The 24,920-nt window shown below is 64.2% G+C and carries 21 protein-coding genes; 4 read left to right on the top strand and 17 right to left on the bottom strand.

Annotated features, from left to right (window positions below):
- Positions 1-2: 2 nt before the first annotated feature.
- From KDB76_RS16985 to KDB76_RS16970, 4 genes are all read right to left on the bottom strand, one after another.
- Positions 3-629 (bottom strand): riboflavin synthase, encoded by a 627-nt coding sequence (locus KDB76_RS16985; protein ID WP_013972897.1) that lies wholly within the window; start codon positions 627-629, stop codon positions 3-5.
- Between the two features lie 1,218 nt (positions 630-1,847).
- The gene (treS, locus tag KDB76_RS16980) at positions 1,848-3,914 is read right to left on the bottom strand and encodes a maltose alpha-D-glucosyltransferase (protein WP_038409739.1); all 2,067 of its coding nucleotides are present in this window, start codon (positions 3,912-3,914) and stop codon (positions 1,848-1,850) included.
- Between the two features lie 204 nt (positions 3,915-4,118).
- Positions 4,119-4,961 (bottom strand): TIGR03915 family putative DNA repair protein, encoded by an 843-nt coding sequence (locus tag KDB76_RS16975; RefSeq protein ID WP_013972895.1) that lies wholly within the window; start codon positions 4,959-4,961, stop codon positions 4,119-4,121.
- Positions 4,952-6,172 (bottom strand): putative DNA modification/repair radical SAM protein, encoded by a 1,221-nt coding sequence (locus KDB76_RS16970; RefSeq protein ID WP_013972894.1) that lies wholly within the window; start codon positions 6,170-6,172, stop codon positions 4,952-4,954. The genes KDB76_RS16975 and KDB76_RS16970 overlap by 10 nt, the downstream gene beginning before the upstream one ends.
- A 144-nt stretch (positions 6,173-6,316) precedes the next feature.
- On the opposite strand from KDB76_RS16970, the gene mqo reads away from it, so the two are divergent.
- Positions 6,317-7,894 (top strand): malate dehydrogenase (quinone), encoded by a 1,578-nt coding sequence (gene mqo, locus KDB76_RS16965; protein ID WP_013972893.1) that lies wholly within the window; start codon positions 6,317-6,319, stop codon positions 7,892-7,894.
- Here the strand turns inward: mqo and KDB76_RS30175 are convergent.
- From KDB76_RS30175 to KDB76_RS16955, 3 genes are read right to left on the bottom strand one after another with little or no spacing between them, the layout of a single operon-like run.
- Complete coding sequence (locus KDB76_RS30175; RefSeq protein ID WP_038409738.1) at positions 7,884-7,994, bottom strand: NAD-dependent epimerase/dehydratase family protein; 111 nt, start codon at positions 7,992-7,994, stop codon at positions 7,884-7,886. The two genes, mqo and KDB76_RS30175, sit on opposite strands and share 11 nt — an antisense overlap.
- Complete coding sequence (locus KDB76_RS16960; protein ID WP_013972892.1) at positions 7,982-9,319, bottom strand: UDP-glucose/GDP-mannose dehydrogenase family protein; 1,338 nt, start codon at positions 9,317-9,319, stop codon at positions 7,982-7,984. The genes KDB76_RS30175 and KDB76_RS16960 overlap by 13 nt, the downstream gene beginning before the upstream one ends.
- Positions 9,320-9,367: 48 nt before the next feature.
- Positions 9,368-10,303 (bottom strand): LysR family transcriptional regulator, encoded by a 936-nt coding sequence (locus tag KDB76_RS16955; RefSeq protein WP_038410441.1) that lies wholly within the window; start codon positions 10,301-10,303, stop codon positions 9,368-9,370.
- 119 nt (positions 10,304-10,422) lie between these two features.
- On the opposite strand from KDB76_RS16955, the gene KDB76_RS16950 reads away from it, so the two are divergent.
- A complete protein-coding gene (locus KDB76_RS16950) occupies positions 10,423-11,286 on the top strand; it encodes a type 1 glutamine amidotransferase domain-containing protein (protein WP_013972890.1) in 864 nt (287 codons plus the stop codon).
- 62 nt (positions 11,287-11,348) lie between these two features.
- On the opposite strand, the gene KDB76_RS16945 is transcribed toward KDB76_RS16950, so the two are convergent.
- The 7 genes from KDB76_RS16945 to KDB76_RS16915 form a co-directional block, all read right to left on the bottom strand.
- Positions 11,349-12,593 carry a saccharopine dehydrogenase family protein gene (locus tag KDB76_RS16945; protein WP_003248123.1) on the bottom strand — a complete coding sequence of 415 codons (1,245 nt, stop codon included), beginning with the start codon at positions 12,591-12,593 and terminating at the stop codon, positions 11,349-11,351.
- 31 nt (positions 12,594-12,624) lie between these two features.
- Positions 12,625-13,722, bottom strand: coding sequence for a carboxynorspermidine decarboxylase (gene nspC, locus KDB76_RS16940; protein ID WP_013972889.1), 1,098 nt, complete (start codon positions 13,720-13,722; stop codon positions 12,625-12,627).
- A gap of 336 nt (positions 13,723-14,058) precedes the next feature.
- Positions 14,059-14,976, bottom strand: coding sequence for a pyridoxal-phosphate dependent enzyme (locus tag KDB76_RS16935; RefSeq protein WP_038409737.1), 918 nt, complete (start codon positions 14,974-14,976; stop codon positions 14,059-14,061).
- Positions 14,973-15,647, bottom strand: coding sequence for a PAS domain-containing protein (locus tag KDB76_RS16930; RefSeq protein WP_013972887.1), 675 nt, complete (start codon positions 15,645-15,647; stop codon positions 14,973-14,975). Before KDB76_RS16930 ends, KDB76_RS16935 begins: the two co-directional genes overlap by 4 nt.
- Before the next feature lie 184 nt (positions 15,648-15,831).
- Positions 15,832-17,535, bottom strand: coding sequence for an amidase (locus KDB76_RS16925; protein ID WP_038409736.1), 1,704 nt, complete (start codon positions 17,533-17,535; stop codon positions 15,832-15,834).
- Positions 17,536-17,731: 196 nt separating this feature from the next.
- Positions 17,732-19,732 (bottom strand): U32 family peptidase, encoded by a 2,001-nt coding sequence (locus KDB76_RS16920; RefSeq protein WP_038409735.1) that lies wholly within the window; start codon positions 19,730-19,732, stop codon positions 17,732-17,734.
- A gap of 256 nt (positions 19,733-19,988) precedes the next feature.
- The gene (locus KDB76_RS16915; RefSeq protein ID WP_015270613.1) at positions 19,989-20,369 is read right to left on the bottom strand and encodes a RidA family protein; all 381 of its coding nucleotides are present in this window, start codon (positions 20,367-20,369) and stop codon (positions 19,989-19,991) included.
- 136 nt (positions 20,370-20,505) lie between these two features.
- Between KDB76_RS16915 and KDB76_RS16910 the strand changes: the two genes are divergently transcribed.
- A complete protein-coding gene (locus KDB76_RS16910) occupies positions 20,506-21,198 on the top strand; it encodes a tRNA (adenine(22)-N(1))-methyltransferase TrmK (protein WP_038409733.1) in 693 nt (230 codons plus the stop codon).
- 1 nt (position 21,199) lies between these two features.
- Here the strand turns inward: KDB76_RS16910 and KDB76_RS16905 are convergent, their stop codons facing one another.
- Positions 21,200-21,463 carry a DUF2790 domain-containing protein gene (locus tag KDB76_RS16905; protein WP_015270611.1) on the bottom strand — a complete coding sequence of 88 codons (264 nt, stop codon included), beginning with the start codon at positions 21,461-21,463 and terminating at the stop codon, positions 21,200-21,202.
- Positions 21,464-21,586: 123 nt separating this feature from the next.
- On the opposite strand from KDB76_RS16905, the gene KDB76_RS16900 reads away from it, so the two are divergent.
- Positions 21,587-22,519: a LysR family transcriptional regulator gene (locus tag KDB76_RS16900; protein WP_013972881.1), complete on the top strand. Its 933-nt coding sequence runs from the start codon at positions 21,587-21,589 to the stop codon at positions 22,517-22,519.
- Positions 22,520-22,681: 162 nt separating this feature from the next.
- Here KDB76_RS16900 and KDB76_RS16895 read toward each other — a convergent pair whose 3' ends face one another.
- Together KDB76_RS16895 and KDB76_RS16890 are read right to left on the bottom strand one after the other, a co-directional pair.
- Positions 22,682-23,833 (bottom strand): acyl-CoA dehydrogenase family protein, encoded by a 1,152-nt coding sequence (locus tag KDB76_RS16895; protein WP_003258582.1) that lies wholly within the window; start codon positions 23,831-23,833, stop codon positions 22,682-22,684.
- 16 nt (positions 23,834-23,849) lie between these two features.
- Positions 23,850-24,920 (bottom strand): enoyl-CoA hydratase/isomerase family protein, encoded by a 1,071-nt coding sequence (locus KDB76_RS16890; RefSeq protein ID WP_038409732.1) that lies wholly within the window; start codon positions 24,918-24,920, stop codon positions 23,850-23,852.

The following is a 24,920-nucleotide window of genomic DNA, read 5'->3' as shown; positions in this document are numbered from 1 at the left end:
ACTCAGCGAGGCATTTCGCGGGCCAGGGTGCTCTTGATCGTGCGCTCCACTACATCGACCAGCACCATTGTCTGGTGGTCCACTTCGATGTTGAGCAGTTCGCCGGCCTTGTAGCTGGCAAAGGTGGTCTGGCGCAGGGTTTCCGGGATCAGGTTGATGGTGATCACGTTGTTCTCGACATCGGCTACGGTCAGGCTGCAGCCGTTGACCCCGATAAAACCGCGCGGGAATACGTACTTGCCCCATTCCGCTGGCATGCGGAACTTGATGAAGGCGCCGGTTTCCTTGATCGACAGCTCGACGATTTCGGCGGTGGTGGCGATGTGGCCGGCCATCAGGTGGCCGCCGACTTCGGCGTTCATCTTCGCCGAGCGTTCGATGTTGACGCCCTGGCCGGCCTTGAAGTTGCGCAGGTTGGTGCGCTCGAGGGTGGCGGTCATGGCGTCGAACCTGACCTGGGTGCCGTTGATCTCGGTGACCGACAGACAGGTGCCTTCGACACTGACGCTGGCGCCGATCTTCAGCTCGTCGAGCAGTTCGGGGGTGAGGTCGATGGTGAACTGGTTGTGGCCCGGGTAGGTGGTCACATCAAGCAGAGGGCGGACGGCCTGGACGATGCCGGTGTACATGGAGTTGCTCCTGGGCACGGAAAAGAAAACCTCCGAACGCTATGCCCGTGGAGCGGTAAAAGCAAGCCAGCCATTGGTCTGGACACTGGAAACCCACAGGCACGGCGCACTTTGTCACCTGGAAGTGACCCTGTGGGAGTGGGTTCACCCGCGAAGCAGGCGACGCGGTGGATGGCACCGGCTGCGCCGGTGTTCGCGGGTAAACCCGCTCCTACAGGTATGGCGCATTCCTTCAGGTGGTGGGGCCCCTGTGGGAGCGGGCATGCCCGCGAAGCAGGCGATGCGGTGGATGGCACCGGCTGCGCCGGTGTTCGCGGGTGAACCCGCTCCCACAGGTATGGTGCATTCCTTCAGCTGGTGGGGTCCCTGTGGGAGCGGGTTCACCCGCGAAGCAGGCGACGCGGTGGATGGCACCGGCTGCGCCGGTGTTCGCGGGTAAACCCGCTCCCACAGGTATGGCGCATTCCTTCAGGTGGTGGGGCCCCTGTGGGAGCGGGTTCACCCGCGAAGCAGGCGACGCGGTGGATGGCACCGGCTGCGCCGGTGTTCGCGGGTAAACCCGCTCCCACAGGTATGGCGCATTCCTTCAGGTGGTGGGGCCCCTGTGGGAGCGGGCATGCCCGCGAAGCAGGCGACGCGGTGGATGGCACCGGCTGGGCCGGTGTTCGCGGGCGCGCCCGCTTCCACAGGTATGGCGCATTCCTTCAGCTGGTGGGGTCCCTGTGGGAGCGGGTTCACCCGCGAAGCAGGCGATGCGGTGGATGGCACCGGCTGGGCCGGTGTTCGCGGGCGCGCCCGCTCCCACAGGTATGGCGCATTCCTTCAGCTGGTGGGGCCCCTGTGGGAGCGGGTTCACCCGCGAAGCAGGCGATGCGGTGGATGGCACCGGCTGGGCCGGTGTTCGCGGGCGCGCCCGCTCCCACAGGTATGGCGCATTCCTTCAGCTGGTGGGGTCCCTGTGGGAGCGGGTTCACCCGCGAAGCAGGCGATGCGGTGGATGGCACCGGCTGCGCCGGTGTTCGCGGGTGAACCCGCTCCCACAGGTATGGTGCATTCCTTCAGGTGGTGGGGCCCCTGTGGGAGCGGGCGCGCCCGCGAAGCAGGCGACGCGGTGGATGGCACCGGCTGCGCCGGTGTTCGCGGGTGAACCCGCTCCCACAGGAATCGCGTGGCTGCCGTTCAGAGCTTCACCGGCGAAGGCAATGGGGCAAATACAATTCAGACATGGCCGCTGCTGTTGACGATCCGCAGGCACAGCGCCTCATACGGGTCCAGGTTCACCATCAGCCGCCCATCCTCGGTCAAATCCCCTTCGACCGTTTCATTGATCATGTCCACCACCGGCCCCGGCGTGAACCCGGTCAGTTGCAGCTCCTCGGCAATCACTTCCTGGCCGAAGTTCAGCGCACTGATCTGGATGCCACGCCCGGCCGGCAGCTCATGCACCATCACCAGCAAGCCGGGGCTGCTGACTTCGGGCACCAGCAGCTGGCGGCTGGTGGCAATGCCATAGGCCTGGCGCACCGCCAGCAGCTTCTTCACCTTGCAGGCAAACGAATCGCCGTTCTCCAGCTGGCTGTCCAGGCTGCCATACAGCGCCCGGGCTCGGGGCATGCCACGCACAGACGTCTGGGCCTGTGGCTCCAGCCCGGCCAGGTCGTAGCCGCCGCGGTGAATCCAGCGGGTATCGCCATCCAGCATCCGCTGGGCGACTGCTTCGGCGGGCAAGGGCAGGGCGCCTACCAGGTCCCAGCCGGACAGCGCCACCACCCCCGGCTGCATGGCGTTGTACATGACCAGCAGCAGGTGCACCTTCTGGATCAGCTCGATTTCTGCCACCCCGATCTGCCCAAGGTCGCGGATACCCAGCGCGGCAGCGATCAGGCTGGCCGTGGTGCAGGCTATGCCATTGGTGACGAAGCGCAGGTTGTACGGCGCATGCTCGCCCGACAGCCGTTCGTAGATCTCTTCGCGGATGTGCTCGCGCAGGATGCCGCCGGGCAAGGTCTGGCCTTTGTACAGGTACATGTCGTGGGCATGCAGGGTCCAGAAATGCACCAGCTCCACGGTCAGCTCGTCATGATTCTGCAGGGCATGGATCAGCGAGGCCGGGTCGATGCCGAAAGCATGCATCTCCTTGAGCATCAGGCGCAGGAACTCGGTGTCGCCAGTCAGCAGTGCATGCTGGTAGGCCGGCCGGGTAATGAAATCGTAGGACAGGTCGGCACCACCCCTGGACATCTGCGCGATGTCGTCGAGGGTCAGGTTCAGTTCCTGGAAGCTGAAACCGCCGGCCTTGCGGATCATGCCGCCGATCAGCTGGTTGCCGACGATCGACAGCGGGTGGCTTTCCGACCAGGCAGTGCCGCTGGCGCGGGTCTCCACACCGAGAAAACCGTTGGCATCCAGGCGCAGGCCACGTGCACCCAGGCAGTCCAGGGCGTGCAGGGCATCGCCAATGATCATCTGCTGGGCGCCGAAGGTCGGGTCCAGCCAGTTCAGCGATGGCTGGCCTTCCTTGAAGTAGTGCAGGTACACCCAGCGCCGTGTCTTGCCATCCACACCGGTCACCGGCGGCGTGGCGCTCCAGTCGGTTTCCTTCACACCTGGTTCGAAGAAGATAACCCGTTGCAGCTGGCCGACGATGTAATGGCGGGCCTTGAGCTCGTCGCACTGGGCCGGCAGCAGGTTGACCGCGTCGCGCCCGTCAGGCACTTCGGGCAGCAGCGGCCAGTCTTCCTCGCGGATTTCGACCATGTGGTACAGCCCCGGATAGGGACCGTAGGCCAGCTCGGCCAGGCGAAAGTCGGCGCCCTTGCCCGTGTGCGAGGGGATCAGGTCGTCGATGGTCACGGCGTTGTGCGCGGCGGCCATGCGGCTCATCTGGATCAGCTCCTGCTCGCTGCCGTACAGCGGGTCGATGTCGAAACTGATGCGGTCGAAGTTGCCGTCCACGCTGGGGGTGAGTTCACGGCCACGAATGCCGCCGGACAACTTGATCGGGCCGGTGTGCAGGCCCTGAATGCCGATCTCCGACAAACGCTTCCACAGCGCCTCGTGGCCCAAGGCGCCAAGCACCGAACAACCTTCGGGGGCGATGATGGCATCGGGGTAGACGGTCAGCCAGACCGAAGCGATTTCAGTGGCGCGGCGGGGCTGCGCTTCGGCGTAGGGCTGTTGCCACAGGCGCGACTGGCCCGAGTACAGGTGGGTGCGTTGCTGGGAGGCCTTGAGCATGGCGCGGTCTTCGAGCCATTTGACGTATGACGGGTCGGGTTGGGTCATTTCGCGTCCTCTTTGCGTGTCGGCAGCGGCTCAGGTTATGACGGCTGTGGCGGCTGATCGTTCGGCTTGAGATTGCTTTTGGCTGTTTCGCGGGCGCGCCCGCTCCCACCGGATCTCTACACACTTCGAGAACTGTGCAATACCTGCGGGGGCGGGCATGCCCGCGAAGAAATTCCCACTGATCAAGGTATTGCGAATACGCAACTACCGTATGGGCTTGCTGATTTGTTTGCCAGCCTGAGAGGCGACCTCCAGTGCTTGGCCGTCCCGTTGCTTGCCTTGCCGAGCCAGGCCTTCGAGCTGCGGAATCAGCATGCCCTCCGGCAAATGACGCCAGAACCGCCCGGGCATGTGCAAGCGCAAGGCGTCGGGGTTGAGGCGGGCGGGGTTGAAGGTATGACGATAGTAGGTGCGCCATAATTCGGCACCAGGGTCTTCGGCGTTGCGGGCCCATTGGCGCCAGGGTTCGGGGCACTGTCGCTGGTAGTCGAATGCCTGGCCATCGAAGCGTATGCCGTCGTGGGCCGTGGCAATCATCCAGCGCAAACGCCCCAGGCGGTCGGCGAAATGCCCACTGGCGCTTTCCAGAATGTCATGCGCCGGCTCGTGGTAGGCCACCAGGTCGAGTTGCAGCTGTTCAGCCAATACTTCGGGTAGTGGCACGAAGCGTACAAACGCATGCAGGTGGTGTGCTTCGCGATTGACCTGCTTGATCCGTCTATGCAGCTCACTGCCCAATCGGTCACCCGGCAGCATTGCAGTGCGGTCGCCATGGGCCACCCGCCAAAGTACCTCGTAAAGCAGGTTCCAGCGGTGCTCGCCACGGTAGCGGGCCGCCTGTTCCAGCTGGCCGAGCAGCGCCGCAGGCACTTTGGCGCGAAAGGGACCGGAGCCTTCCGGCAGCGCTGTCGGTACGGCCAGCAAATCAGCCACCGGCCCTTGCGCCCAGGTGACCTCCGACGGGTCGATGCCATGCCCCAACAACACCCGGGCCTGGTCACGCCAGGTGGCGAACAGGCCGTCGCAATCGAGCGCGATCATCCCCATAAGCCCATCTGCACCGGGGCCTGCGGCTCACGCAAGCGCGCCCTCAGCAGGCCGCTGCGCAGTTCGGCCTGGGGCGGGCGGTAGTCGCTGGTGACAATGAATGGCCGCGCCTTGTCCAGCACGCAGCGCAACTGGATCAGGTCATCGTAGCGAATGCGCCGTTCGCGTCGCAGGGCTACCAGGCGCTGCACGCTGCGCAGGCCGATGCCGGGGATGCGCGCCAGTAGCGCCGGCTCGGCACGGTTCACATCCAGCGGGAACACGTCGCGGTTGGCCAGCGCCCAGGCCAGCTTGGGGTCGATGTCCAGTGCCAGATTGCCGCTCTGGCCCAGCAGCTCGCCGGCCTTGTAGCCATAGCCACGCAACAGGAAGTCAGCCTGGTACAGACGGTGCTCGCGCAGCAGCGGTGGTGCGGCCAGGGGGACGCTGCCGGGGCTGTCAGGGATGGGGCTGAAGGCGGAGTAGTACACACGCTTGAGGCCGTAGCCTTGGTACAGCGATTCGGCATTGCGCAGCAGTGTGCTGTCGTCGGTGCTGTCGGCCCCGACGATCACCTGGGTGCTTTGCCCGGCCGGGGTAAAGCGCGGCGCCTTGGGTTCGTGGGCCACAGCTTGCTGGCCCTGGTGGATCACGCCCATGGCCTGGCGAATGGTGTGCGCCTGTTTTTCCGGTGCCAGGCGTTTCAGGCTGGCGTCGGTCGGCAGCTCGATGTTGACGCTGAGCCGGTCTGCCAGGCGCCCGGCCTCCTCGATCAGCAACGGGTCGGCATCGGGGATGGTCTTGAGGTGGATGTAGCCACGGAAGTCGTGCTCTTCGCGCAACAGCCGCGCCACACGGACCAGCTGCTCCATGGTGTAGTCCGCCGAACGGATGATGCCGGAGCTGAGGAACAGGCCGCTTATGCAGTTGCGCCGGTAGAAGTCCAGGGTCAGCCGGACCACTTCCTCGGGGCTGAAGCGTGCGCGTGGCACGTTGCTGGATCGGCGGTTGACGCAGTACTGGCAGTCGTAGAGGCAAAAGTTGGTCAGCAGCACCTTGAGCAGCGATACGCAGCGCCCATCAGGGGTGTAGCTGTGACAGATGCCCATGCCATTGGTAGCACCCAGCCCATCAGCCCCGCGCGAGTTGCGTTTGGGCGCGCCGCTGCTGGCGCAGGATGCGTCGTACTTGGCAGCATCGGCAAGGATGCCGAGTTTGGCGATGAGTTGCATGGGGCTGACCTGTGATACTGAATATTCATACAGTATTTTGAGGCGTGACGGATTGCAAGTGATTGTGCACCAGCCACGCCCGACCAAATCCGTCATCTAAGCTTGTGGCTGACTTACGGATAGCAACGAGGCAAGGGGGAGGTTATGAGGATCACCATCAAGCCGGTACTGGCGCTGACCGGGCTGGCCTTGGCATTCGGCATGCTCGATGCCCAGGCCGCGGAAACCAGAAGAGTCGATGTCATGCTGGTGGGCGGCGGCATCATGAGTTCAACCCTGGCCGTCTGGCTCAATGAGCTGGAGCCGGGTTGGTCGATGGAAATGGTCGAGCGCCTGGACAAGGTCGCCGAAGAAAGCTCCAACGGCTGGAACAACGCTGGTACCGGCCACTCGGCCCTGGCCGAACTGAACTACACCCCGGAGAAGGACGGCAAGGTCGATATAAGCAAGGCGGTGGAGATCAACGAGTCGTTCCAGGTCACCCGTCAGTTCCTCGCCTGGCAGGTCAAACAGGGCGTGCTGAAGAACCCGCATTCATTCATCAACACTACTCCGCACATGAGCTTCGTCTGGGGCGACGACAACATTCGCTTCCTGAAGAAGCGCTACGAGGCGCTGCAGGCCAGCCCGTTGTTCAAGCCCATGCAGTACTCCGAGGACCACGAGCAGATTCGCAAGTGGGTACCGTTGATGATGGAGGGCCGCGACCCCAACCAGAAACTGGCCGTGACCTGGACGCCGATCGGCACCGACGTCAACTTTGGCGAGATCACCCGGCAATACGTGGGCTATCTGCAGACCCGGCCGAACTTCGACCTCAAGCTGTCGACCGAAGTGCAGGCGATCACCCGCAACGACGACGGCTCCTGGCATGTCGAATACAAAAACCTCAAAGACGGCAGCAACGCGGCCACCGACGCCAGGTTCCTGTTCATCGGCGCAGGTGGTGCAGCGCTGCCACTGCTGCAGAAGTCGGGTATCGAGGAGGCCAAGGACTATGCCGGTTTCCCGGTCGGTGGTTCGTTCCTGGTCACCGACAACCCGGCCATCGCCCTGCGTCACATGGCCAAGGCCTACGGTATCGCCGCCACGGGCGCACCACCGATGTCGGTGCCGCACCTGGACACCCGTGTGCTCGATGGCAAGCGCATGATCCTGTTCGGGCCGTTCGCCACCTTCTCGACCAAGTTCCTCAAGCAGGGCTCGCTGCTTGACCTGTTCGCCAGCGCCAGTGTGCACAATGCCTGGCCGATGGTAAGAGTCGGGGTGCGCGAGTTCGACCTGGTGCAGTACCTGATCGGCCAGGTGCTGCAATCTGACGATGACCGTTTCGAAGCGTTGCGCACCTACTTCCCCGAGGCGAAGAAAGAGGACTGGCGGCTGTGGCAGGCGGGCCAGCGGGTGCAGATCATCAAGAAGGACGAAGCATTGGGTGGTGTGCTCAAGCTCGGCACTGAAGTGGTGACGTCCAAGGATGGCAGCATTGCAGGATTGCTGGGTGCCTCGCCTGGCGCCTCGACCGCGCCGCCGATCATGCTCGATGTGCTGAGCAAGGTGTTCAAGGACAAGATGGCATCGCCGCAGTGGCAGGCGAAGATCAGGCAGATCATCCCGTCCTACGGCATCCGCCTTAACGACCACCCGGACCAGGTGCAGAAGGAGTGGGCATACACCAACGAGGTGTTGCAACTGAATCCTCCCGAGGGCGCCGTTACGCCGTAGCAAAGTACCATGCGGCGACCACCTCGATGCCTGCTTCGCACAGGCACCGTGCAATGTGGTCGCCGGTGAAGCCGGCCACGCCGGTAATCAGTTCGGGCATGCTGGCTGCACCTGGCCGCGGCCGATGCCGTAGTAGGTCAGGCCGGCGGCGGCCATGTGCTCGGGTTCGAACAGGTTGCGCCCGTCGAACACCACCCGGTCGGCCAGTTGTTGCGGCACCTTGTCCAGGTTGAGCACGCGGTATTCCTGCCATTCGGTGACGATCACCAGGGCATCGGCGCCGCGCAGCGCGTCGTCCTTGCACGGTACCAGTTGCAGGTCGGCGCGGGCGCCATAGTGCCGCTGGATTTCCTCCATGGCCTGCGGGTCATGGGCCTGCACCCGTGCGCCGGCGGCCCACAGCGCTTCCAGCAGGACTCGGCTGGAGGCCTCGCGAATGTCGTTGGTATTGGGCTTGAACGACAATCCCCACACGGCGAAGACCTTGCCTCGCAGGCCGCGTGGGTAGTGGCGTTGGATCTTGCCGAACAGCCGGTTCTTTTGCTGCTCGTTGACCGATTCCACCGCACGCAGCAACTGTGGTTCGAAGCCCTCGGCCTCGGCGCTGCGGCGCAGGGCTTGCAGGTCCTTGGGGAAGCATGAGCCGCCAAAGCCGCAGCCGGCATAGATGAAGTCGTAGCCGATGCGCGGGTCCGAGCCGATGCCGCGGCGCACCAGTTCGATGTCGGCGCCCAGATGCTCGGCCAGGTTGGCGATTTCGTTGATGAACGAGATCTTGGTCGCCAGCATGCAGTTGGCCGCGTACTTGGTCAGCTCGGCGCTGCGCGCGTCCATCACCATCAGTTTTTCGCGGTTGCGGCTGAACGGCAGGTACAGCTCGCGCAGCAGCTCTACTTCGGCGGGCTCCGCGCCACCGATGATGATGCGCTCCGGGCGCATGCAGTCATCCACCGCCGAGCCCTCCTTGAGGAACTCGGGGTTGCTGACGACGCGCAAGCGGCTGGTATCGGCCACGGCCTGGGCGATGCGCGCCTTGATGCGGTGCACCGTACCAACCGGCGCGGTGGATTTGTTGACGATCAGCTTGGGGCCATCGGCATGTTCGAGGATGCTGTCGACCACGGCGAACACGTGCTTCAGGTCGGCGCTGCCATCGGCCTGAGGCGGGGTGCCGACGGCAATGAACTGCACCTTTGCGTAGTTGGCCGCTTCGCTGGCGTCGGTGGTGAAGCGAAGGCGACCGCAGGCCAGGTTCTTCTCCAGCATCGGCGCAAGGCCGGGCTCGAAGATCGGGCAATGGCCTGCATTGAGGCTGGCGACCCGCTCGGCGTCGACATCCATGCACAACACCGAATGGCCCACCTGGGCCAGGCACACTGCCTGGGTGAGGCCGACATAGCCGGTACCGAAAACCGTGACCTTCATCTGACAGCTCCTTGGCGAGAAAGCTGAAAAAAAATGTCACATCGTTGTTTAGAAATTGTTACTCGCGCAGGCGGCTGCCTCTTGGGCGACGTTCCACAGCTGTTGGCGAAACCAGCGGCGCAAGGGGTCGGCGTGGGTGCGTTCGTGCCAGATCTGCATCACCTCGATCGCTGGCAATGTCAGCGGCAGCGGGTACATGAGCAGGTCGTCGTCACGTTCGACGGCTTCGGTGGCCAGCGAGCGCAGGCAGGTGAGCAGCAGATCGGTGCCGCGCAGCAGGCGCATGGGGGCCAGGAAACTCGACAGGCCAGCCACGACCCGCCGTTGCATGCCCTGGCTGCGCAAGGCGCGGTCGACCAGGCCATCGAGGTCGCCGGTGAGGGTGGTAAGCAGGTGGTCGCTGGCAAGGAAGGTATCGAGGTCCAGGCCGTTTTCCAGGCCTGGATGGCTGCGCGAGGCCAGCACTACCAAGTGTTCACTGAGCAGGCGCTGTTGGTGGAAGGTTTCCGGCAGGTCGGTGTAGAACCCGGCAACGGCCAGGTCACAGGTGCCTTTCTCCAATTCTTCGCGAGGCAGCAGACCGCGGGTGTTGCAGGTGACCAGCGTCAGGTTCGGTGCCTGGCTACGCAGGATCGGCAGCAGCCTGGGCAACAGGGTCTGCTCCGCATAATCGGTGCTGTACAGGTGCAGTCGGGCAGGGCGGGCGAGGAAGTCCTGCCCTTCGCAGCGCTCATAAAAACCTTCCAGGCCCACTACCAGGCGTTCTACCTCAGGCGCCAGTTCGTGGGCGCGTGGCGTCGGGGTCAGGCCCCTGGGCGCGCGCACGAACAGCGGGTCGCCAAACTGATGGCGCAGCTTGTTGAGCTTGTGGCTGAGCGCGGGCTGGCTCAGCGCCATGCGCTGGGCGGCGAGGGTGGCGTTGCGTTCCTGGTACAGCACATGGAACAGGTACAGCAGGTTGAAGTCCTTGCTGGATATATTCATTTTCTGGATCACAGGCATGAGAGCTTTCGAATTATCGAATCATAGCCTCGCCGTTAGCATGAACGCATCCCCGCCAACATGAGCGGACAGCTCTATTTGCCTGATCAGGAGATTGTTGCATGACCAAGATGTCCCGGCTTGCCCTGGCTGTTGCCAGCACCCTGCTTGCCACCGGCGCCCACGCTGCGCCCAAGGGAGAGGTGCTGGTGCTGTTGTCCAGCGAGCACCAGCTGCCCCTGCAGGACGGCAAGCGCTACGCCACCGGCTACTACCTGAACGAATTCGGCGTGCCTGCCGACCAGTTGCTCAAGGCTGGCTACAAGCTGGTGCTGGTTACCCCCAAGGGTAATGCCCCGAGTGTCGACCAGCGTTCGATCGACCCGAGCTACTTTGCCGGCGATGCGGTGGAGATGCGCCGGATCGAGAAGGTCGTGCAAGGCCTGCCGGGCATTGACGATACCCTGTCGGTGAAAGAAGTACTGGCAGGTGACCTAGGGCGCTATGCCGGGCTGTTCATCCCCGGCGGCCATGCGCCGTTGATCGACCTGGCCAACAACCCGGACGTGGGCGCCTTGCTGCGGCATTTCCATCAAGCCGGCAAGCCTACAGCCGCGATCTGCCACGGCCCCATCGCCTTGCTCTCGGCCCAGCAGGACCCGGCCAGCTACCAGTCGGCGCTGGCGCGTGGTGAAAAGCCGGCAGCCACCGACTGGTTGTACAAGGGTTACAAGATGACCATTTTCTCCGACCCGGAGGAGCAGGTATTCGAAGGTTCGCTCAAGGACCAGCGGCTGCTGTTCTACCCGGCCAACGCCATGGCGATGGCAGGGGGCGACATGGGCTACGCCAAGGCCTGGCAACCCAATGTGGTGGTGGACCGCGAACTCATCACCGGGCAGAACCCGTTCTCGGACAAGGCGCTGGCCAAGGTATTGCTGGAAAAGCTGGCTGAGCAGGCAAAGCCCTCTGGCCAGGGCATCTAGGCTTACACGTGGCCTGCAAAAGCAGAGGGGGCGCCTTGATGGCGCCCCCTCTGCTTTGCTGCTTAGGCTTCAGCGTCCCAAGGACGATCGCCTTTTTCATCCTTGACGCGGGTCGGCAGGCCCATGACGTCCAGTGCCTTGAGGAACGGCTCGGCTGGCAGCTCCTCGACGTTGACCATGCGCTTGGCATCCCACTCGCCACGGGCGACCAGCAGGGCGGCAGCCACTGGCGGTACACCGGCGGTGTAGGAAATACCCTGGCTGTCGGTCTCGGCGTAGGCTTCTTCGTGGTCGGCCACGTTGTAGATGAACACTTCGCGCGGCTGGCCATCCTTGGTGCCCTTGACCAGGTCACCGATGCAGGTCTTGCCGGTGTAGCCCGGGGCCAGAGAGGCTGGGTCCGGCAGCACGGCCTTGACTACTTTCAGCGGTACCACTTCCAGGCCTTCGGCGGTTTTCACCGGTTGCTCGGAGAGCAGGCCCAGGTTCTTCAGCACGGTGAACACGTTGATGTAGTGCTCGCCGAAGCTCATCCAGAAACGCACGTTCGGCACGTTGAGGTTCTTCGAAATCGAGTGAACCTCATCGTGGCCGGTCAGGTACAGGTTCTGCGAACCCACCACCGGCAGGTCGTCCGTACGCTTGACCTCGAACATGGTGTTGCTGGTCCACTGGCTGTTCTGCCAGCTCCACACTTGCCCGGTGAACTCACGGAAGTTGATTTCCGGGTCGAAGTTGGTGGCGAAGTATTTGCCATGCGAACCGGCATTGACGTCGAGGATGTCGATCGAGTCAATGCTGTCGAAATACTGTTGCTGCGCCAGCTTGGCGTAGCTGTTCACCACACCCGGGTCGAAGCCGACGCCGAGAATGGCGGTAATGTTCTTTGCCTGGCACTCTTCGAGGTGTTTCCACTCGTAGTTGCCGTACCACGGCGGGGTCTCGCAGATCTTGCCCGGCTCTTCGTGGATGGCGGTGTCCAGGTAGGCGACACCGGTATCGATGCAGGCACGCAGCACCGACATGTTGAGGAAGGCGGAACCAACGTTGATCACGATCTGCGATTCGGTCTCGCGGATCAGCGCCTTGGTAGCCTCGACATCGAGGGCATTGAGCGAGAAGGCCTGGATGTCGGCGGGTACCTTGAGGCTACCCTTGGCCTTGACGCTGTCGATGATGGCCTGGCATTTGGAGATGTTCCGTGACGCGATAGCGATACGACCCAGTTCGTCGTTATGCTGCGCGCACTTGTGGGCCACCACCTTGGCGACACCTCCTGCACCAATGATAAGAACGTTCTTCTTCAATTTATCCCTTGCTCCTTACTGAAAGCCGGTCTTACGACAGGCTGGAAACGTAGTCTTCGAAACCGAACTCGCGCACCACTTCGACGCTGCCGTCGAGTTGCTTGACCACGATGGATGGCATTTTCAGACCGTTGAACCAGTTTTTCTTGACCATGGTGTAACCCGCCGCGTCGACGAACGACAGGCGATCACCGATGGCCAGCGGACGATCGAATTGGTATTCGCCGAAGATGTCACCGGCCAGGCACGACTTGCCGCAGACCATGTAGGTGTGCGCGCCGTCGTTGGGGGCCATCTTGGCGTTGAGGCGGTAGATCAGCAGGTCGAGCATGTGCGCTTCGATCGAGCTGTCGACCACGGCCAGGTGCTTGCCGTTGTACAGGGTGTCGAGCACGGTCACTTCCAGCGAGGCGCTGTTGGTGATGGCCGCTTCGCCCGGCTCCAGGTACACCTGCACGCCGTACTTTTCCGAGAAGGCTTTCAGGCGCGCGCAGAAGGCGTCCAGCGCGTAGTCTTCACCGGTGAAGTGGATGCCGCCACCGAGGCTGACCCACTCGACCTTGTGCAGCAGGTGGCCGAAGCGCTCTTCGATGTGCGTGAGCATCTTGTCGAACAGGCCGAAGTCGCCGTTCTCGCAGTTGTTGTGGAACATGAAGCCGGAGATCTGCTCGATCACCTGTTCGACCTTGGCCGGGTCCCATTCGCCCAGGCGGCTGAACGGGCGGGCAGGGTCTGCCAGCAGGTAGTCGGAGCTGCTGACCTGCGGGTTGACGCGCAGGCCACGGACCTTGCCTTCGGACTGTTCGGCGAAGCGCTGCAGCTGGCCGATCGAGTTGAAGATGATCTTGTCGCAGTTCTCGAGCATTTCCTCGACCTCGTCGTCGGCCCAGGCCACGCTGTAGGCGTGGGTTTCGCCGGCGAACTTCTGGCGGCCGAGCTTGAGCTCGTACAGCGACGAAGAGGTGGTGCCGTCCATGTACTGTTGCATCAGGTCGAAGACTGACCAGGTGGCAAAGCACTTGAGGGCGAGCAGTGCCTTGGCGCCGGAGTGTTCGCGCACGTAGGCGATCTTCTCCATGTTGCCCAGCAGCTTGGTTTTATCGATGAGGTAGTACGGCGTCTTGATCATTTAAAGGCCCCCGGCCAGGCCGGCCAAAAAAAGGACACGCATTGTGCCTTCACTTGCCGCAGACCGAAAGGGTGGGCTACGCATTTCGTCGTGGTTGACGCTGTTGCGACGGGAATTTTCCGGTTGCGGTGGGCTTAGTAGAACAGCGGCATGTGACTATCGTAATCAGCAACCGGGTGCCGCAAGGAGAATCCGATGAGTGTCGTATTGGATGGCACCGGCTTCGCCGGTGTTCGCGGGTGAACCCGCTCCCACAGGAAATGCGCTTGCTTCAGACCTTGCGCAGTCCAATCTGTGGGAGCGGGCAAGCCCGCGAAGAGGCCGGTACAGGTAACCTCAATCCACCTGCTGCAACCACGCCTGGATCTGCTCCAGCGTGGCGGTAGCCCCGCCACAAACCACCACCAGCACATTCTGGTACTGCGCCAGGGCGCCCGGTGCATAGGCCAACGCCAAGGCTGCTCCACAAGCTGGCTCCACCAGCACGCGATGGTCCAGCAGGAACCGCTCGCAGGCTTCCAGCGCAGCGCGGTCACTGACCAGGTGGCTGTGCACCGGATGCTGCTGCACGCACACCAGCGCCTGGTCAGCCACACGCTTGGCCCCCAGCGACGTCGCCACCGAGGCAATACGTTCCAGCTCCACCGAATGCCCCGCCCGCATGGCCGCATGCAGCGATGCCGCGCCTTCGGTTTCCACCGCCAGAATTGGTACATCGCCCCAGCCGTTGCGCTGTAGCCCCTCGACCACGCCACTGAGCAAACCGCCACCGCCCACCGACAACACCACGGCGTCCGGCCTCACGCCGGCCTCGGCGACTTCATCCACCAGGCTGGCATGCCCGGCCCACAGCAACGGGTCATCGAATGGGTGGATGAAGGCGTCATCCGGGCCGACCAAGGTCTGCGCCAGGGCGTTGGCCTCCTGCCAGGAGCTGCCATGCACCACCACCTCGGCGCCCTCCAGGCGCAGCAGGTCCTTGGCCCGCTCGGTGGTGGTCTCGGGTACCACCACGGTCACTGGCACGCCCAGTTTGCGCCCGGCATAAGCTACAGCCAGGCCGGCGTTGCCGCCCGAGGAAGACACGAAATGCCGAGCGCCACGGGCATGGTGCACCTCGCAGGCATGGCCCACGCCGCGCAGCTTGAACGAGCCGCAGGGCTGCAGGGCTTCGAGCTTGAGCCAGACGTTGCTGTCCGCGGCCAGCGACAGCGGGCGGGACTCGATCAGGGGGGTATGGATATGCAAGGTCATTGGCTGGCTCCGCGCAGTTGCTCGAGGTAGTTGTAAACGGTGTAGCGGGTCACACCAAGGGCGCTGGCGGCCTTTTCCACGCCGCCCTTGACGATGAACAGGCCGCGCTCCTGCATCACTCTTACGGCTTCTACCTTGGCCTGCTTGTTCATTCGCCCCTGGCCGCTGCGCTGCAGGGATGCCTGGATTATCTCGCTCATCAGCAGTTCCATGTCGGCGGGTTCACTGACGGCAGGTGCGGCCCCTGTTGGTTGGAACTGCCGGAGAAAATTCATGGCTGCATCCAGGCCGGTGACGTCGGTGTTGACGCAGAGGCTGGCGAAGGGGTGGCCGCTGCTGTCACGGAAGATGGCCGTGGCGCTGCGCAGTGTGCGGCCCTTCAGCGTGGTGGGGTAGTCGGGCAGCACCACCGGCTCGCAGCCGTGCTGATCGGCCGAGGCCTGCATCAGTGCCTTGAAACCCTGGTCCTGTTCCGGGGCGGCGAGGATTGGGCTACCGACGCTGCGCCCGGAAAGATGGCCGTTGACGATCGCCACCACGGAGTGTTCCGGGTGGTCGAGGTCGTGCAGGAGGATTTCCATGTTGCGCGCGGCAACGCTGCCCAGGGCCTGGATGGCGGCCTTGAGGACGGTGAGGGTGAGCTGGCGTTCTTCGCTTGGGGTGATAGGCATGGCAGATCGCAAAATCAACGTTTTGTGTATTTTTACACATAAAGTTGAATTAGGCGATTTGCTTTTCCAGGCCCATTCGCGGGTAAACCCGCTCCCACAGGGACCCCACGGTATTCAATACCTGTGGGGTCCCTGTGGGAGCGGGTTTACCCGCGAATGGGCCGCAAAGCGGCCCCTTTAACCCTCAGCCCAGGGGCGGGGTACGCGGCGGGATCATTCGACGCGACCCGGTCGCCTCGAAGGCTGCACCAAAGCTGAGCAGCGCATTGTCGCTGTAAGCCCGGCCAGCAAAGGTCAGCCCCACCGGCATGCCGATATCGGCCATCACGCCCATCGGCACGGTCACGGTAGGCACGCCCAGGTGACGGATTGCCAGGTTGCCGTTGGCCACCCAGATGCCGTTGCTCCAGGCAATGTCCGCCGACGCCGGGTTGATGTCGGCATCGGCCGGGCCCACGTCGGCCACGGTGGGGAACAGCACCGCGTCCAGGCCCAGCTTGTCCATCCAGTCTTCCAGGTCGATCTTGCGGGTCTGCTCCAGGCCGCGCAGGCCGTCGGGCAGGGTCTCGATCTGGTCCCAGGTCTTCAGGCCACGCTTGGCCATGTTGACGTACTCGTCCATGCCAGCGGCCAGGTCGTCCTCACGGTTGGGCAGGGTGCCCGGGTCGTGGGGGAAGATCTGCGGCCCGTCGACATCGGCCAGGCGGTTGAGCCTGGGGTCATCGTTGGCGCGCAGGAAGTCGTCGAAGGCCCAGCCCGACAGCTCCCACAGTTCGTCATGCAGGAATTCCTTGCTGACGATGCCGCGGTTGTACACGGTCGGTGCGCCAGGGCGATCGCCTTCGCAGTTGGATACCAGCGGGAAGTCCACTTCCAGTACTTTGGCACCAGCCGCCTCCAGTGCCTGGCGGGCCTGCTGCCACAGGTCGATCACCGTGGCACGGGTGTGGATGCGCTGGCCAGTCGGGCCGCCGATGCCTGGCTTTTCGGAGGTGCCGGCTTCGGCATCGGCATTGATGTACATGCGTGGCACGCCAAAGCGCTTGCCCTTGAGCGCGCTGGCATCCACGGCCAGGTCCAGGTACGAAGCCGGGCGCACCGTCGAAGCCGCCGGGATTGGCACCCAGGGTTGCAGGCGCCACAGGTCGCCGCGCTTGTCGGCGTCGTCGGCTACGACCACGTCGAGGATTTCCAGCAGGTCGGCCATGGTACGGGCATAGGGAACCACCACGTCCATGGTCGGTGTGAGCGGCCAGTTGCCACGCACCGAAATCACCCCACGCGACGGGGTATAGGCGCACAGGCCATTGTTGGATGCCGGGCCACGGCCGCTGGACCAGGTTTCTTCGGCCAGGCCGAAGGCACTGAAACTGGCGGCAGTGGCGGTGCCGGCACCGTTGGACGAGCCCGAGGCGAACGGTGCAGTCAGGTAGTTGGCGTTGTACGGGCTTTCGGCGCGGCCATACACGCCGCGCTGCATGCCGCCGTTGGCCATGGGCGGCATGTTGGTCTTGCCCAGGCACACGGCGCCGGCGGCGCGCAGGCGTTCGATGGTGAAGGCGTCGCGCTGGGCCACCAGGTCCTTGAAGGCAGGGCTGCCGGAGGCAGCGGTCAGGCCTTTGACCAGGTAGCTGTCCTTGGCGGTGTAGGGGATGCCGTCCAGCGGGCTCAGGACCTGGCCTTTGGCGCGACGGGCGTCGGAGGCTGCGGCCTCATTCAGCGCCTCGGGGTTGCGTACCACAACGGCGTTCAGGGCGGTGGCGGTGTCGGCGCCATCGTAGGCGTCGATGCGCGCCAGGTAGGCCTGGACCAGCTCGACCGCCGTCGTGCGGCCCGACTCGAGCGCATCGCGCAGCTCGGCAATGGAAACCTCGGTTACCTCGATCATGCGTTCACCAAAAAATGTGCAGGTGGGGGCTAATGCGAGGAGTGTACAAGAAGGGCTTGGCGGGCGCAGGTTTGCGCGGGGGCAAACGGTTTTTTGCAGGCGAGCATTGTCGGGTCTTCCCGAGTCGTCCCACCATCCCTTCGAGTATCACCATGCAGGCGGCTTCAGCCGCAAAAGGGCCCTTGCAGGCCACCGATCAATGCGGCCCGCGCGGAATGGTCTTCAGCAGGTCTTCCGGGCTGATGTGCCCAACCACCTGGGCCACCGCGCTGCCCGGGGTCGGCAGGTCGATGATGTGGCTTTTCATCTTGCCGATCACGTGCATTTCGCACGGCTTGCAGTCGAACTTCAGGGTCAGCACCTCATCACCCTGGATCAGCTGCATCGGCGCCACCTTGGTGCGCACGCCGGTCACGCCCTTGGCCTGCTTGGGGCACAGGTTGAAGGAGAAGCGCAGGCAGTGCTTGGTGATCATCACCGGCACTTCGCCGTGCTCTTCATGGGCCTCGTAGGCCGCGTCGATCAGCTGCACGCCGTGGCGGTGGTAGAAGTCGCGGGCCTTCTGGTTGTACACGTTGGCCAGGAACGACAGGTGCGACTCCGGGTAAACCGGCGGTGGCGTGGTCTCGGCCTTGCGCCCGCCACGCGGGTGCGCCTGCACCCGTGCTGCCGTCAGCGCCTCGATGGCTTCGCGGCGCAGGGCCTTGAGCTGCGAGTTGGGAATGAAGTAAGCCTGTGGGGCGTCCAGCTCGATGCTGTCGGCGTGGTACATGGTGGTGCCCAGCTGGCCGAGCAGGTCGTGCAGCTGGTCCAGCGCCTGCTGCGGCTTGTTGGCCGGGCCGAACGGGCCTTCCAGTGCCACTTGCGTGCCCACGCCTTCCTCGCTGGTGACGGTCAGCACCAGGCGTTGCTCGCGCAGTACCGCGTGCCATTGCACGCCGACGCGGCGCTCGGCCGAGGTGCGTTGCAGGGCCTGCTGCCAATTGTGGTCGAGGTTGCGCGACAGCGGGTGGTTGGGCCGCAGCTTGTGCAGGCCTTCAGGCATTTCGTTGGGCTCGACGCGGTAGCGGTAGCGCTTCTCGCCGTCTTCCTCGAATTCGCCACGCGGTTCGGCGATGTTGGCACGGAAGCCCACCACCTCACGCTTCACCAGCACATTGAGGCCGTCGCCGTTGGTCAGCGGCACCTCGGTGACCACCTGCATGTCACGCTTGCCGACCTTTTCCACCACGCCCACCGGCAGGCCGGTGAAGGTTGGCGAGTCGAAGGCGCCGATGTCGACCTTGCGGTCGGTGACGAAGTAGTCGGTGCTGCCGCGGTGGAAGGTCTTGTCCGGGTCGGGCACGAAGAAGTGCTGGGTGCGGCCGCTGGAGGCACGGGCCAGCTCCGGGCGGCCTTCGAGGATGGCGTCGAGTTCCTTGCGGTAGTGGGCGGTGATGTTCTTCACATAGGCCACGTCCTTGTAGCGGCCTTCGATCTTGAACGAGCGCACGCCGGCGTCGACCAGGTCAGCCAGGTTGGCGGTCTGGTTGTTGTCCTTCATCGACAGCAGGTGCTTCTCGAACGCGACCACGCGGCCCTGGTCATCCTTCAGGGTGTAGGGCAGGCGGCAGGCTTGCGAGCAGTCGCCGCGGTTGGCGCTGCGGCCGGTCTGCGCATGGGAGATGTTGCACTGGCCGGAGAAGGCCACGCACAGCGCACCGTGGATGAAGAATTCGATGGCGGCGTCGGTTTCGGCGGCGATGGCGCGGATCTGCTGCAGGTTCAGCTCACGCGCCAGCACCAGCTGGGAGAAGCCGGCCTGGTCGAGGAACCTGGCCCGTTCCAGGGTGCGGATGTCGGTCTGGGTGCTGGCGTGCAGCTCGATCGGCGGGATGTCCAGCTCCATCACCCCCAGGTCCTGCACGATCAGTGCGTCGACACCAGCGTCGTACAGCTGGTGGATCAGCTTGCGCGCGGGCTCCAGCTCGTTGTCGTGGAGGATGGTGTTGATGGTGGTGAACACGCGTGCATGGTAGCGATGGGCGAACTCGACCAGTTCGGCGATATCGCTGACTTCGTTGCAGGCGTTATGGCGCGCGCCGAAGCTTGGGCCACCGATGTAGATGGCATCTGCGCCGTGCAGGATCGCTTCGCGGGCGATGGCCACGTCACGGGCAGGGCTGAGCAGTTCCAGGTGATTCTTTGGAAGGGACATGTCGTTATAGGTTCGGGCTGTCACGGTTTAGGCGGGCATTGTAGCGGCGAAACGGGCTGGCGGCATCATCGGGGTGCCGAGAGGTGCAGGATGCAGGAATATTGTGGGGCTCGGGCAACTGTGGGAGCGGCCTTGCGTCGCGAAAGGGGTGCGTAGCGCCCCCAGAGGCTTGGATCCACTGCAAGATCACTGGGGCCGCTTTGCGGCCCTTTCGCGACACAAGGCCGCTCCCACAGGCCGTTCCTGACTGGATGAATCAGCGCTTGGCAGCCATTGCGGTCACTTCCACGCGCATGCCTTCGAACGCCAGTGCAGCCACACCCACGGCGGCGCGTACCGGCCAGGGCTTGCTGAAGAAGCGCTGGTACACCTCGTTGAATGCCGCGCGGTCGGCCATGTCGGTGAGGTAGATGGTCAGGTGCAGCACGCGGTCCATGCCGCTGCCGGCCTTCTCCAGCGCCACCTTCAGCGCCTGCAGGGTGCACTCGCTCTGCTCGACGATGCCGCCCAGCTCCAGGCTGCCATCAGCGTGGGTCGGGATCTGCGTGGTGACCAGCACGCCGTTGTATTCGGCAACGTCGGAAGAAATCGACTCGGCGTCCGGGTCCGGGGTGTAGATGATGTCTGCTTGTGCCATGGTGTGTTTTGCCTTGCTACGGAAGGAAAGCGGCAAGCCTACGCGAGCGCGCCGGCCCGGTCGAGGGCGCCCCGGTGTTTGAAATGCGTGGCGTTCGCCGTCAGAATCGCGGCCGATTGCAAAGCAGGGGTTTAGTTTGAACGAACAGACATTGTCCAGGCGCCTGGAGCGCGTGGCTGCACAAGTACCGCAAGGCGCGCGCCTGGCCGACATCGGCTCGGACCATGGCTACCTGCCGGTGGCCTTGATGCTGCGCGGCATACTGGACGCGGCGGTAGCGGGCGAGGTGGCGCAGACGCCGTTCGCCTCGGCCCAGCGCAACGTGCGCAGGAACGGCCTGGAAGGGCGGGTCTGCGTGCGCCTGGCCGATGGCCTGGCAGCGGTCGAGCCGGAAGATCGCATCTCGGTGATCAGCATCTGCGGCATGGGTGGCGACACCATGTGCGAGATCCTCGAGGCCGGCAAGCAGCGCCTGGCTGGCGTCACGCGCCTGGTGCTGCAGCCCAATGGCGCCGAGCGCGAACTGCGCCAGTGGCTGATGGGCAATGGTTACCGGATCGTCAGCGAAGAACTGCTGCGGGAGAACCGCTTCGACTACGAGATCATCGTCGCCGAGCCGGGCGGGGCGGCGTACACCGCTGAACAGCTGTACTTCGGCCCGGTGTTGCTGCAGGAGAAAAGCGAGGCGTTTCTGGTCAAGTGGCGGCGCATGCTGCGGCAGAAGCAGCAGACCCTGACCAACTTCGAGCGGGCCCGCGGTGCGGTGCCTCAGGCGAAAATCGACGACTTCAGGCAACAGGTCGGCTGGATCACCGAGGTGCTGGCCTGACTCACTGCTGCGAGCAGTTGCCCATTTCCCGGTAATCGATTTCGCGCTTCTGGCCCTGGTGGTCGACATACACCATGTGCGCGGTACCAACCTGGCAGTCGGCGGCGTTGCTGGGCGGGGTGATGGAGATGACCTTGGCCACGTCCAGCGGCATGCCGTATTCGTAGTTGCTGCTGCTGACCGGCTGGTTGCTGCCGGTGTCGGCAAGGGCACCGAACGAGGCGAGGGCAGCGGTAACAGCAAGGACAGCGATCGAACGTTTCATGGCAGGCTCCTTTTTTCAATGTATGACTAATGATCCATTCATTGGTCATCCACAATAAATGGGCTAACCCGTGATAGATTCCTGCCTGTAACGCAAGAATAAGACCGAACAAGGAGCACCTTCATGGACATGCTGCATGCCATGCGTACCTTCGCCCGTGTGGTGGAATGCGGCAGCTTCGCTGCGGCCGCCAATGCCCTGGATATTTCCGCGGCGCAGGTTTCGCGTATCGTTGCCGAGCTGGAAAACCAGCTGCAGACCCGCCTGCTGCACCGCACCACGCGGCGTTTGCGCATGAGCGAGGCGGGCGAGCGGTTTCTTGAGCGCGCGCGGCAGATCATGTTGCTGACCGAAGAGGCGGTGGGTGAAGCCCGTGGCGCGCACCTCACGCCCCGCGGCCGCCTGCGCTTGCATTGCCCGCACGGGATGGGCCTGTTGCTGATGCCGCTGGTGGCCGGCTACAACGCATTGTGCCCGGAGGTGGTGATCGAACTGACCCTGTCCCAGCGCAACCCCGACCCGCTGGCCGAAGGGCATGACGTGGTGATTACCGTGGACGGTGCGTTGCCGGATTCGCAGCTGATCGCTGTGCCGCTGGGCAACATTTTCAGCATCCCCTGCGCGGCGCCGAGCTACCTGTTGGCCCACGGCGTGCCAGAGCGCCCGGAAGACCTGCACCAGCACCGTTGCCTGCGCATGGCTTATCCGATGTACGAAGGTGACTGGGTGTTCCCGCAAGGGGTGGACCAGTGCGTGATCGCACCGAACGACAGTTTTTCCACCAACGTCGCCGACGCCATGCTGGTGGCCAGCGAGCTGGGCATGGGCATTGGCCTGCTGCCGTTTTACACCGCCAGCCAGGCGATCGAGCAGGGGCGGTTGTGCCGCTTGCTGGCGCCGTATCGCCTGCGCGAGAGCGCGCTGTATGCGATCTACCCGTCACGGCATTATCTGGATGCCAAGGTGCGCACCTGGATCGACTACCTCAAGGAGCAGTTGCCGGCGCTGTTCGAGGGGCATGCCAGGGTGGTGGATGATTCGCGGTATTGGCGATAGCCGAGTGCGGGGCGGTTAACGCTGGCCCTTGTAGGAGCGGCCTTGTGTCGCGATAGGGCCGCAAAGCGGCCCCAGGATGTCAGCTTCGATGCACAAATTGCTGGGGCCGCCATGCGGCCCTATCGCGACACAAGGCCGCTCCTACAGGGATCGCGCAAGGTTTTAAAGCGGGTAGTGCTTCAACTCCCGGGCAATCAGCATCCGCTGGATCTCGCTAGACCCTTCATAGATCTGCGTGATCCGCGCATCGCGGTAGTAGCGCTCGACCGGGTAATCCTCCAGGTAGCCATACCCGCCATGCACCTGGATCGCCATCGAACACACCCGCTCGGCCATCTCCGAGGCGAACAGCTTGGCCTGCGAAGCTTCCGACAGGCACGGCTTGCCGGCGCTGCGCAGGCGCGCGGCATGCAGGATCAGCAAGCGCGCGGCATTCACCTGCACCTGCATGTCGGCCAGCAGGTTGGCGATGCTCTGGTGTTCGTTGATCGGCTTGCCGAACTGCACCCGATCACGCGAGTAGGCCAACGCCGCCTCGAACGCGGCGCGGGCAATGCCCAGTGCCTGGGCAGCAATGCCGATACGGCCACCCTCGAGGTTGGACAGGGCGATGGCCAGGCCCTTGCCACGCTCACCGAGGATGTTGGCGGCAGGGATGCGGCAGTTGTCGAAGGTGACCGCGCAGGTGTCGGAAGCGCGGATGCCCATCTTGTGCTCGCTGCGATCGACCTTGAAGCCCGGGTTGTCGGTGGGCACCAGGAACGCCGACAGGCCCTTTTTGCCCAGCTCCGGGTCGGTCACCGCGAAGACGATGGCCAGGCCGGCGCGGCGAGCGTTGCTGACGAACTGCTTGGCACCGTTGATCACCCACTGGCCATCCACCAGTTCGGCGCGGGTGCGCAGGTTGTGCGCCTCGGAACCGGCCTGTGGCTCGGTCAGGCAGAAGCAGCCGATCACCTCGCCGGTGGCCAGGCGTGGCAGCCACTGCTGTTGCTGTTCGGCCGTGCCGTAGGCCAGCAGCGGGCCGCAGCCCACCGAGTTGTGGATGCTCATCATCGCTCCGGTGGCGCCGCAGCCGGCGGCGATCTCCTCCACCGCCAGGGCGTAGGCGACATAGTCGGTGTAGCTGCCGCCGAAGTCTTCCGGCACCACCATGCCCAGCAGGCCCAGTTCGCCCATCTTGCGTACCACGCCATCGTCGATCCAGCCGGCCTTTTCCCAGGCCTGGGCATGCGGGGCGATCTCGCCACGGGCAAAGTCCCGGGCCATGTCGCGGATCATGATCTGTTCTTCGCTCAGTTCCAGGTCTTGCATCTGTGTACTCCCGGGCTCACAGGCCTTCGAAGAATTGGTCGACCTGCTGGCGGTGCAGTGCGGCCAGGGTCGGAGGGTTCCAGCGTGGCTGCTTGTCCTTGTCGATGATCAGCGCGCGCACGCCTTCGATGATGTCGCCGTGCTGGAACCACTGGCGGTCCAGGTGCAGCTCCATGGCAAAGCAGTCGTCAAGGCTCAGGTGGCGACCCCGGCGCAGCATCTCCAGAGTAACCGCCATGGCCAGCGGCGAGCGGCTTTCCAGCTGGTCGGCGGTGGCTACCGCCCAGGCGTGGCTGTCGCCAATGCTCACCGCACGCAGTTGCTCGACGATGGCGGGCACGTCGGGCAGGGCGAAGAAGTGGTCGATGACCGGGCGCAGTTTTTCCAGCGGCGCATCGTCGAGCACCTGGGTGCCGAGCTTGGCCAGCAGGTTCTGCAGGTCCTTGAGTGGCTGGTCGCCGAAGTGCAGCTGGTCCAGGCCCTGGTCGAGGGCTGCCAGCTGGTCGCTGGCCAGGTACCAGTCGGCCAGGCCGCAGTACAGTGCATCGGCTGCCTGGATCTGGCTGCCGCTGACCCCCAGGTAGGTGCCCAGCTCGCCAGGGATGCGCGACAGGAAGTAGCTGCCACCCACATCCGGGAAGTAGCCGATTGCCACTTCGGGCATGCCCAGGCGGCTGCGTTCGGTGACCACGCGCAGGTCGCAGCCCTGGGCCAGGCCCATGCCGCCACCGAGGGTGAAGCCGTCCATCAGCACCAGCACCGGCTTGCGGTAGCGGTGGATGGCCAGGTCGAGGGCGTATTCCTCGACGAAGAAGGTTTCATGCAGCGTTTCGCCGGCCTTGAAACTGTCGTGCAGCGAGCGGATATCGCCACCGGCGCAGAACCCTTTCGGGCCTTCGCCACGCAGTACCACGGCGTGCACGTGCGGGTCTTCGGCCCACTGGTCGAGGTGCTGGCGCAGGCTGCGGACCATGTCCAGGGTCAGGGCATTGAGGCCGGCGGGGCGGTTCAGGGTCAGATGGCCGATCTGGTTGCGGACCTCGGCCAGCACATGGTCGGTTGCCGAGGTATGAGCGTGCGCAGTCAT

The organism is Pseudomonas sp. JS425, from assembly GCF_018223845.1.
In the GTDB taxonomy this organism is placed as follows: Bacteria; Pseudomonadota; Gammaproteobacteria; order Pseudomonadales; family Pseudomonadaceae; genus Aquipseudomonas; species Aquipseudomonas asiatica.
This window is presented reverse-complemented; position numbering and strand designations above follow the sequence as displayed.

What these genes read in the sequence shown, in the direction of transcription:
- KDB76_RS16985 (WP_013972897.1), bottom strand. Translation starts at nt 629, where the DNA reads ATGTACACCGGCATCGTCCAGGCCGTCCGCCCTCTGCTTGATGTGACC.
- treS (WP_038409739.1), bottom strand. Translation starts at nt 3,914, where the DNA reads ATGACCCAACCCGACCCGTCATACGTCAAATGGCTCGAAGACCGCGCC.
- KDB76_RS16975 (WP_013972895.1), bottom strand. Translation starts at nt 4,961, where the DNA reads ATGGGGATGATCGCGCTCGATTGCGACGGCCTGTTCGCCACCTGGCGT.
- KDB76_RS16970 (WP_013972894.1), bottom strand. Translation starts at nt 6,172, where the DNA reads ATGCAACTCATCGCCAAACTCGGCATCCTTGCCGATGCTGCCAAGTAC.
- mqo (WP_013972893.1), top strand. Translation starts at nt 6,317, where the DNA reads ATGAGGATCACCATCAAGCCGGTACTGGCGCTGACCGGGCTGGCCTTG.
- KDB76_RS30175 (WP_038409738.1), bottom strand. Translation starts at nt 7,994, where the DNA reads ATGCCCGAACTGATTACCGGCGTGGCCGGCTTCACCGGCGACCACATT.
- KDB76_RS16960 (WP_013972892.1), bottom strand. Translation starts at nt 9,319, where the DNA reads ATGAAGGTCACGGTTTTCGGTACCGGCTATGTCGGCCTCACCCAGGCA.
- KDB76_RS16955 (WP_038410441.1), bottom strand. Translation starts at nt 10,303, where the DNA reads ATGAATATATCCAGCAAGGACTTCAACCTGCTGTACCTGTTCCATGTG.
- KDB76_RS16950 (WP_013972890.1), top strand. Translation starts at nt 10,423, where the DNA reads ATGACCAAGATGTCCCGGCTTGCCCTGGCTGTTGCCAGCACCCTGCTT.
- nspC (WP_013972889.1), bottom strand. Translation starts at nt 13,722, where the DNA reads ATGATCAAGACGCCGTACTACCTCATCGATAAAACCAAGCTGCTGGGC.
- KDB76_RS16935 (WP_038409737.1), bottom strand. Translation starts at nt 14,976, where the DNA reads ATGACCTTGCATATCCATACCCCCCTGATCGAGTCCCGCCCGCTGTCG.
- KDB76_RS16930 (WP_013972887.1), bottom strand. Translation starts at nt 15,647, where the DNA reads ATGCCTATCACCCCAAGCGAAGAACGCCAGCTCACCCTCACCGTCCTC.
- KDB76_RS16925 (WP_038409736.1), bottom strand. Translation starts at nt 17,535, where the DNA reads ATGATCGAGGTAACCGAGGTTTCCATTGCCGAGCTGCGCGATGCGCTC.
- KDB76_RS16920 (WP_038409735.1), bottom strand. Translation starts at nt 19,732, where the DNA reads ATGTCCCTTCCAAAGAATCACCTGGAACTGCTCAGCCCTGCCCGTGAC.
- KDB76_RS16915 (WP_015270613.1), bottom strand. Translation starts at nt 20,369, where the DNA reads ATGGCACAAGCAGACATCATCTACACCCCGGACCCGGACGCCGAGTCG.
- KDB76_RS16905 (WP_015270611.1), bottom strand. Translation starts at nt 21,463, where the DNA reads ATGAAACGTTCGATCGCTGTCCTTGCTGTTACCGCTGCCCTCGCCTCG.
- KDB76_RS16900 (WP_013972881.1), top strand. Translation starts at nt 21,587, where the DNA reads ATGGACATGCTGCATGCCATGCGTACCTTCGCCCGTGTGGTGGAATGC.
- KDB76_RS16895 (WP_003258582.1), bottom strand. Translation starts at nt 23,833, where the DNA reads ATGCAAGACCTGGAACTGAGCGAAGAACAGATCATGATCCGCGACATG.
- KDB76_RS16890 (WP_038409732.1), bottom strand. Translation starts at nt 24,920, where the DNA reads ATGACTGCGCACGCTCATACCTCGGCAACCGACCATGTGCTGGCCGAG.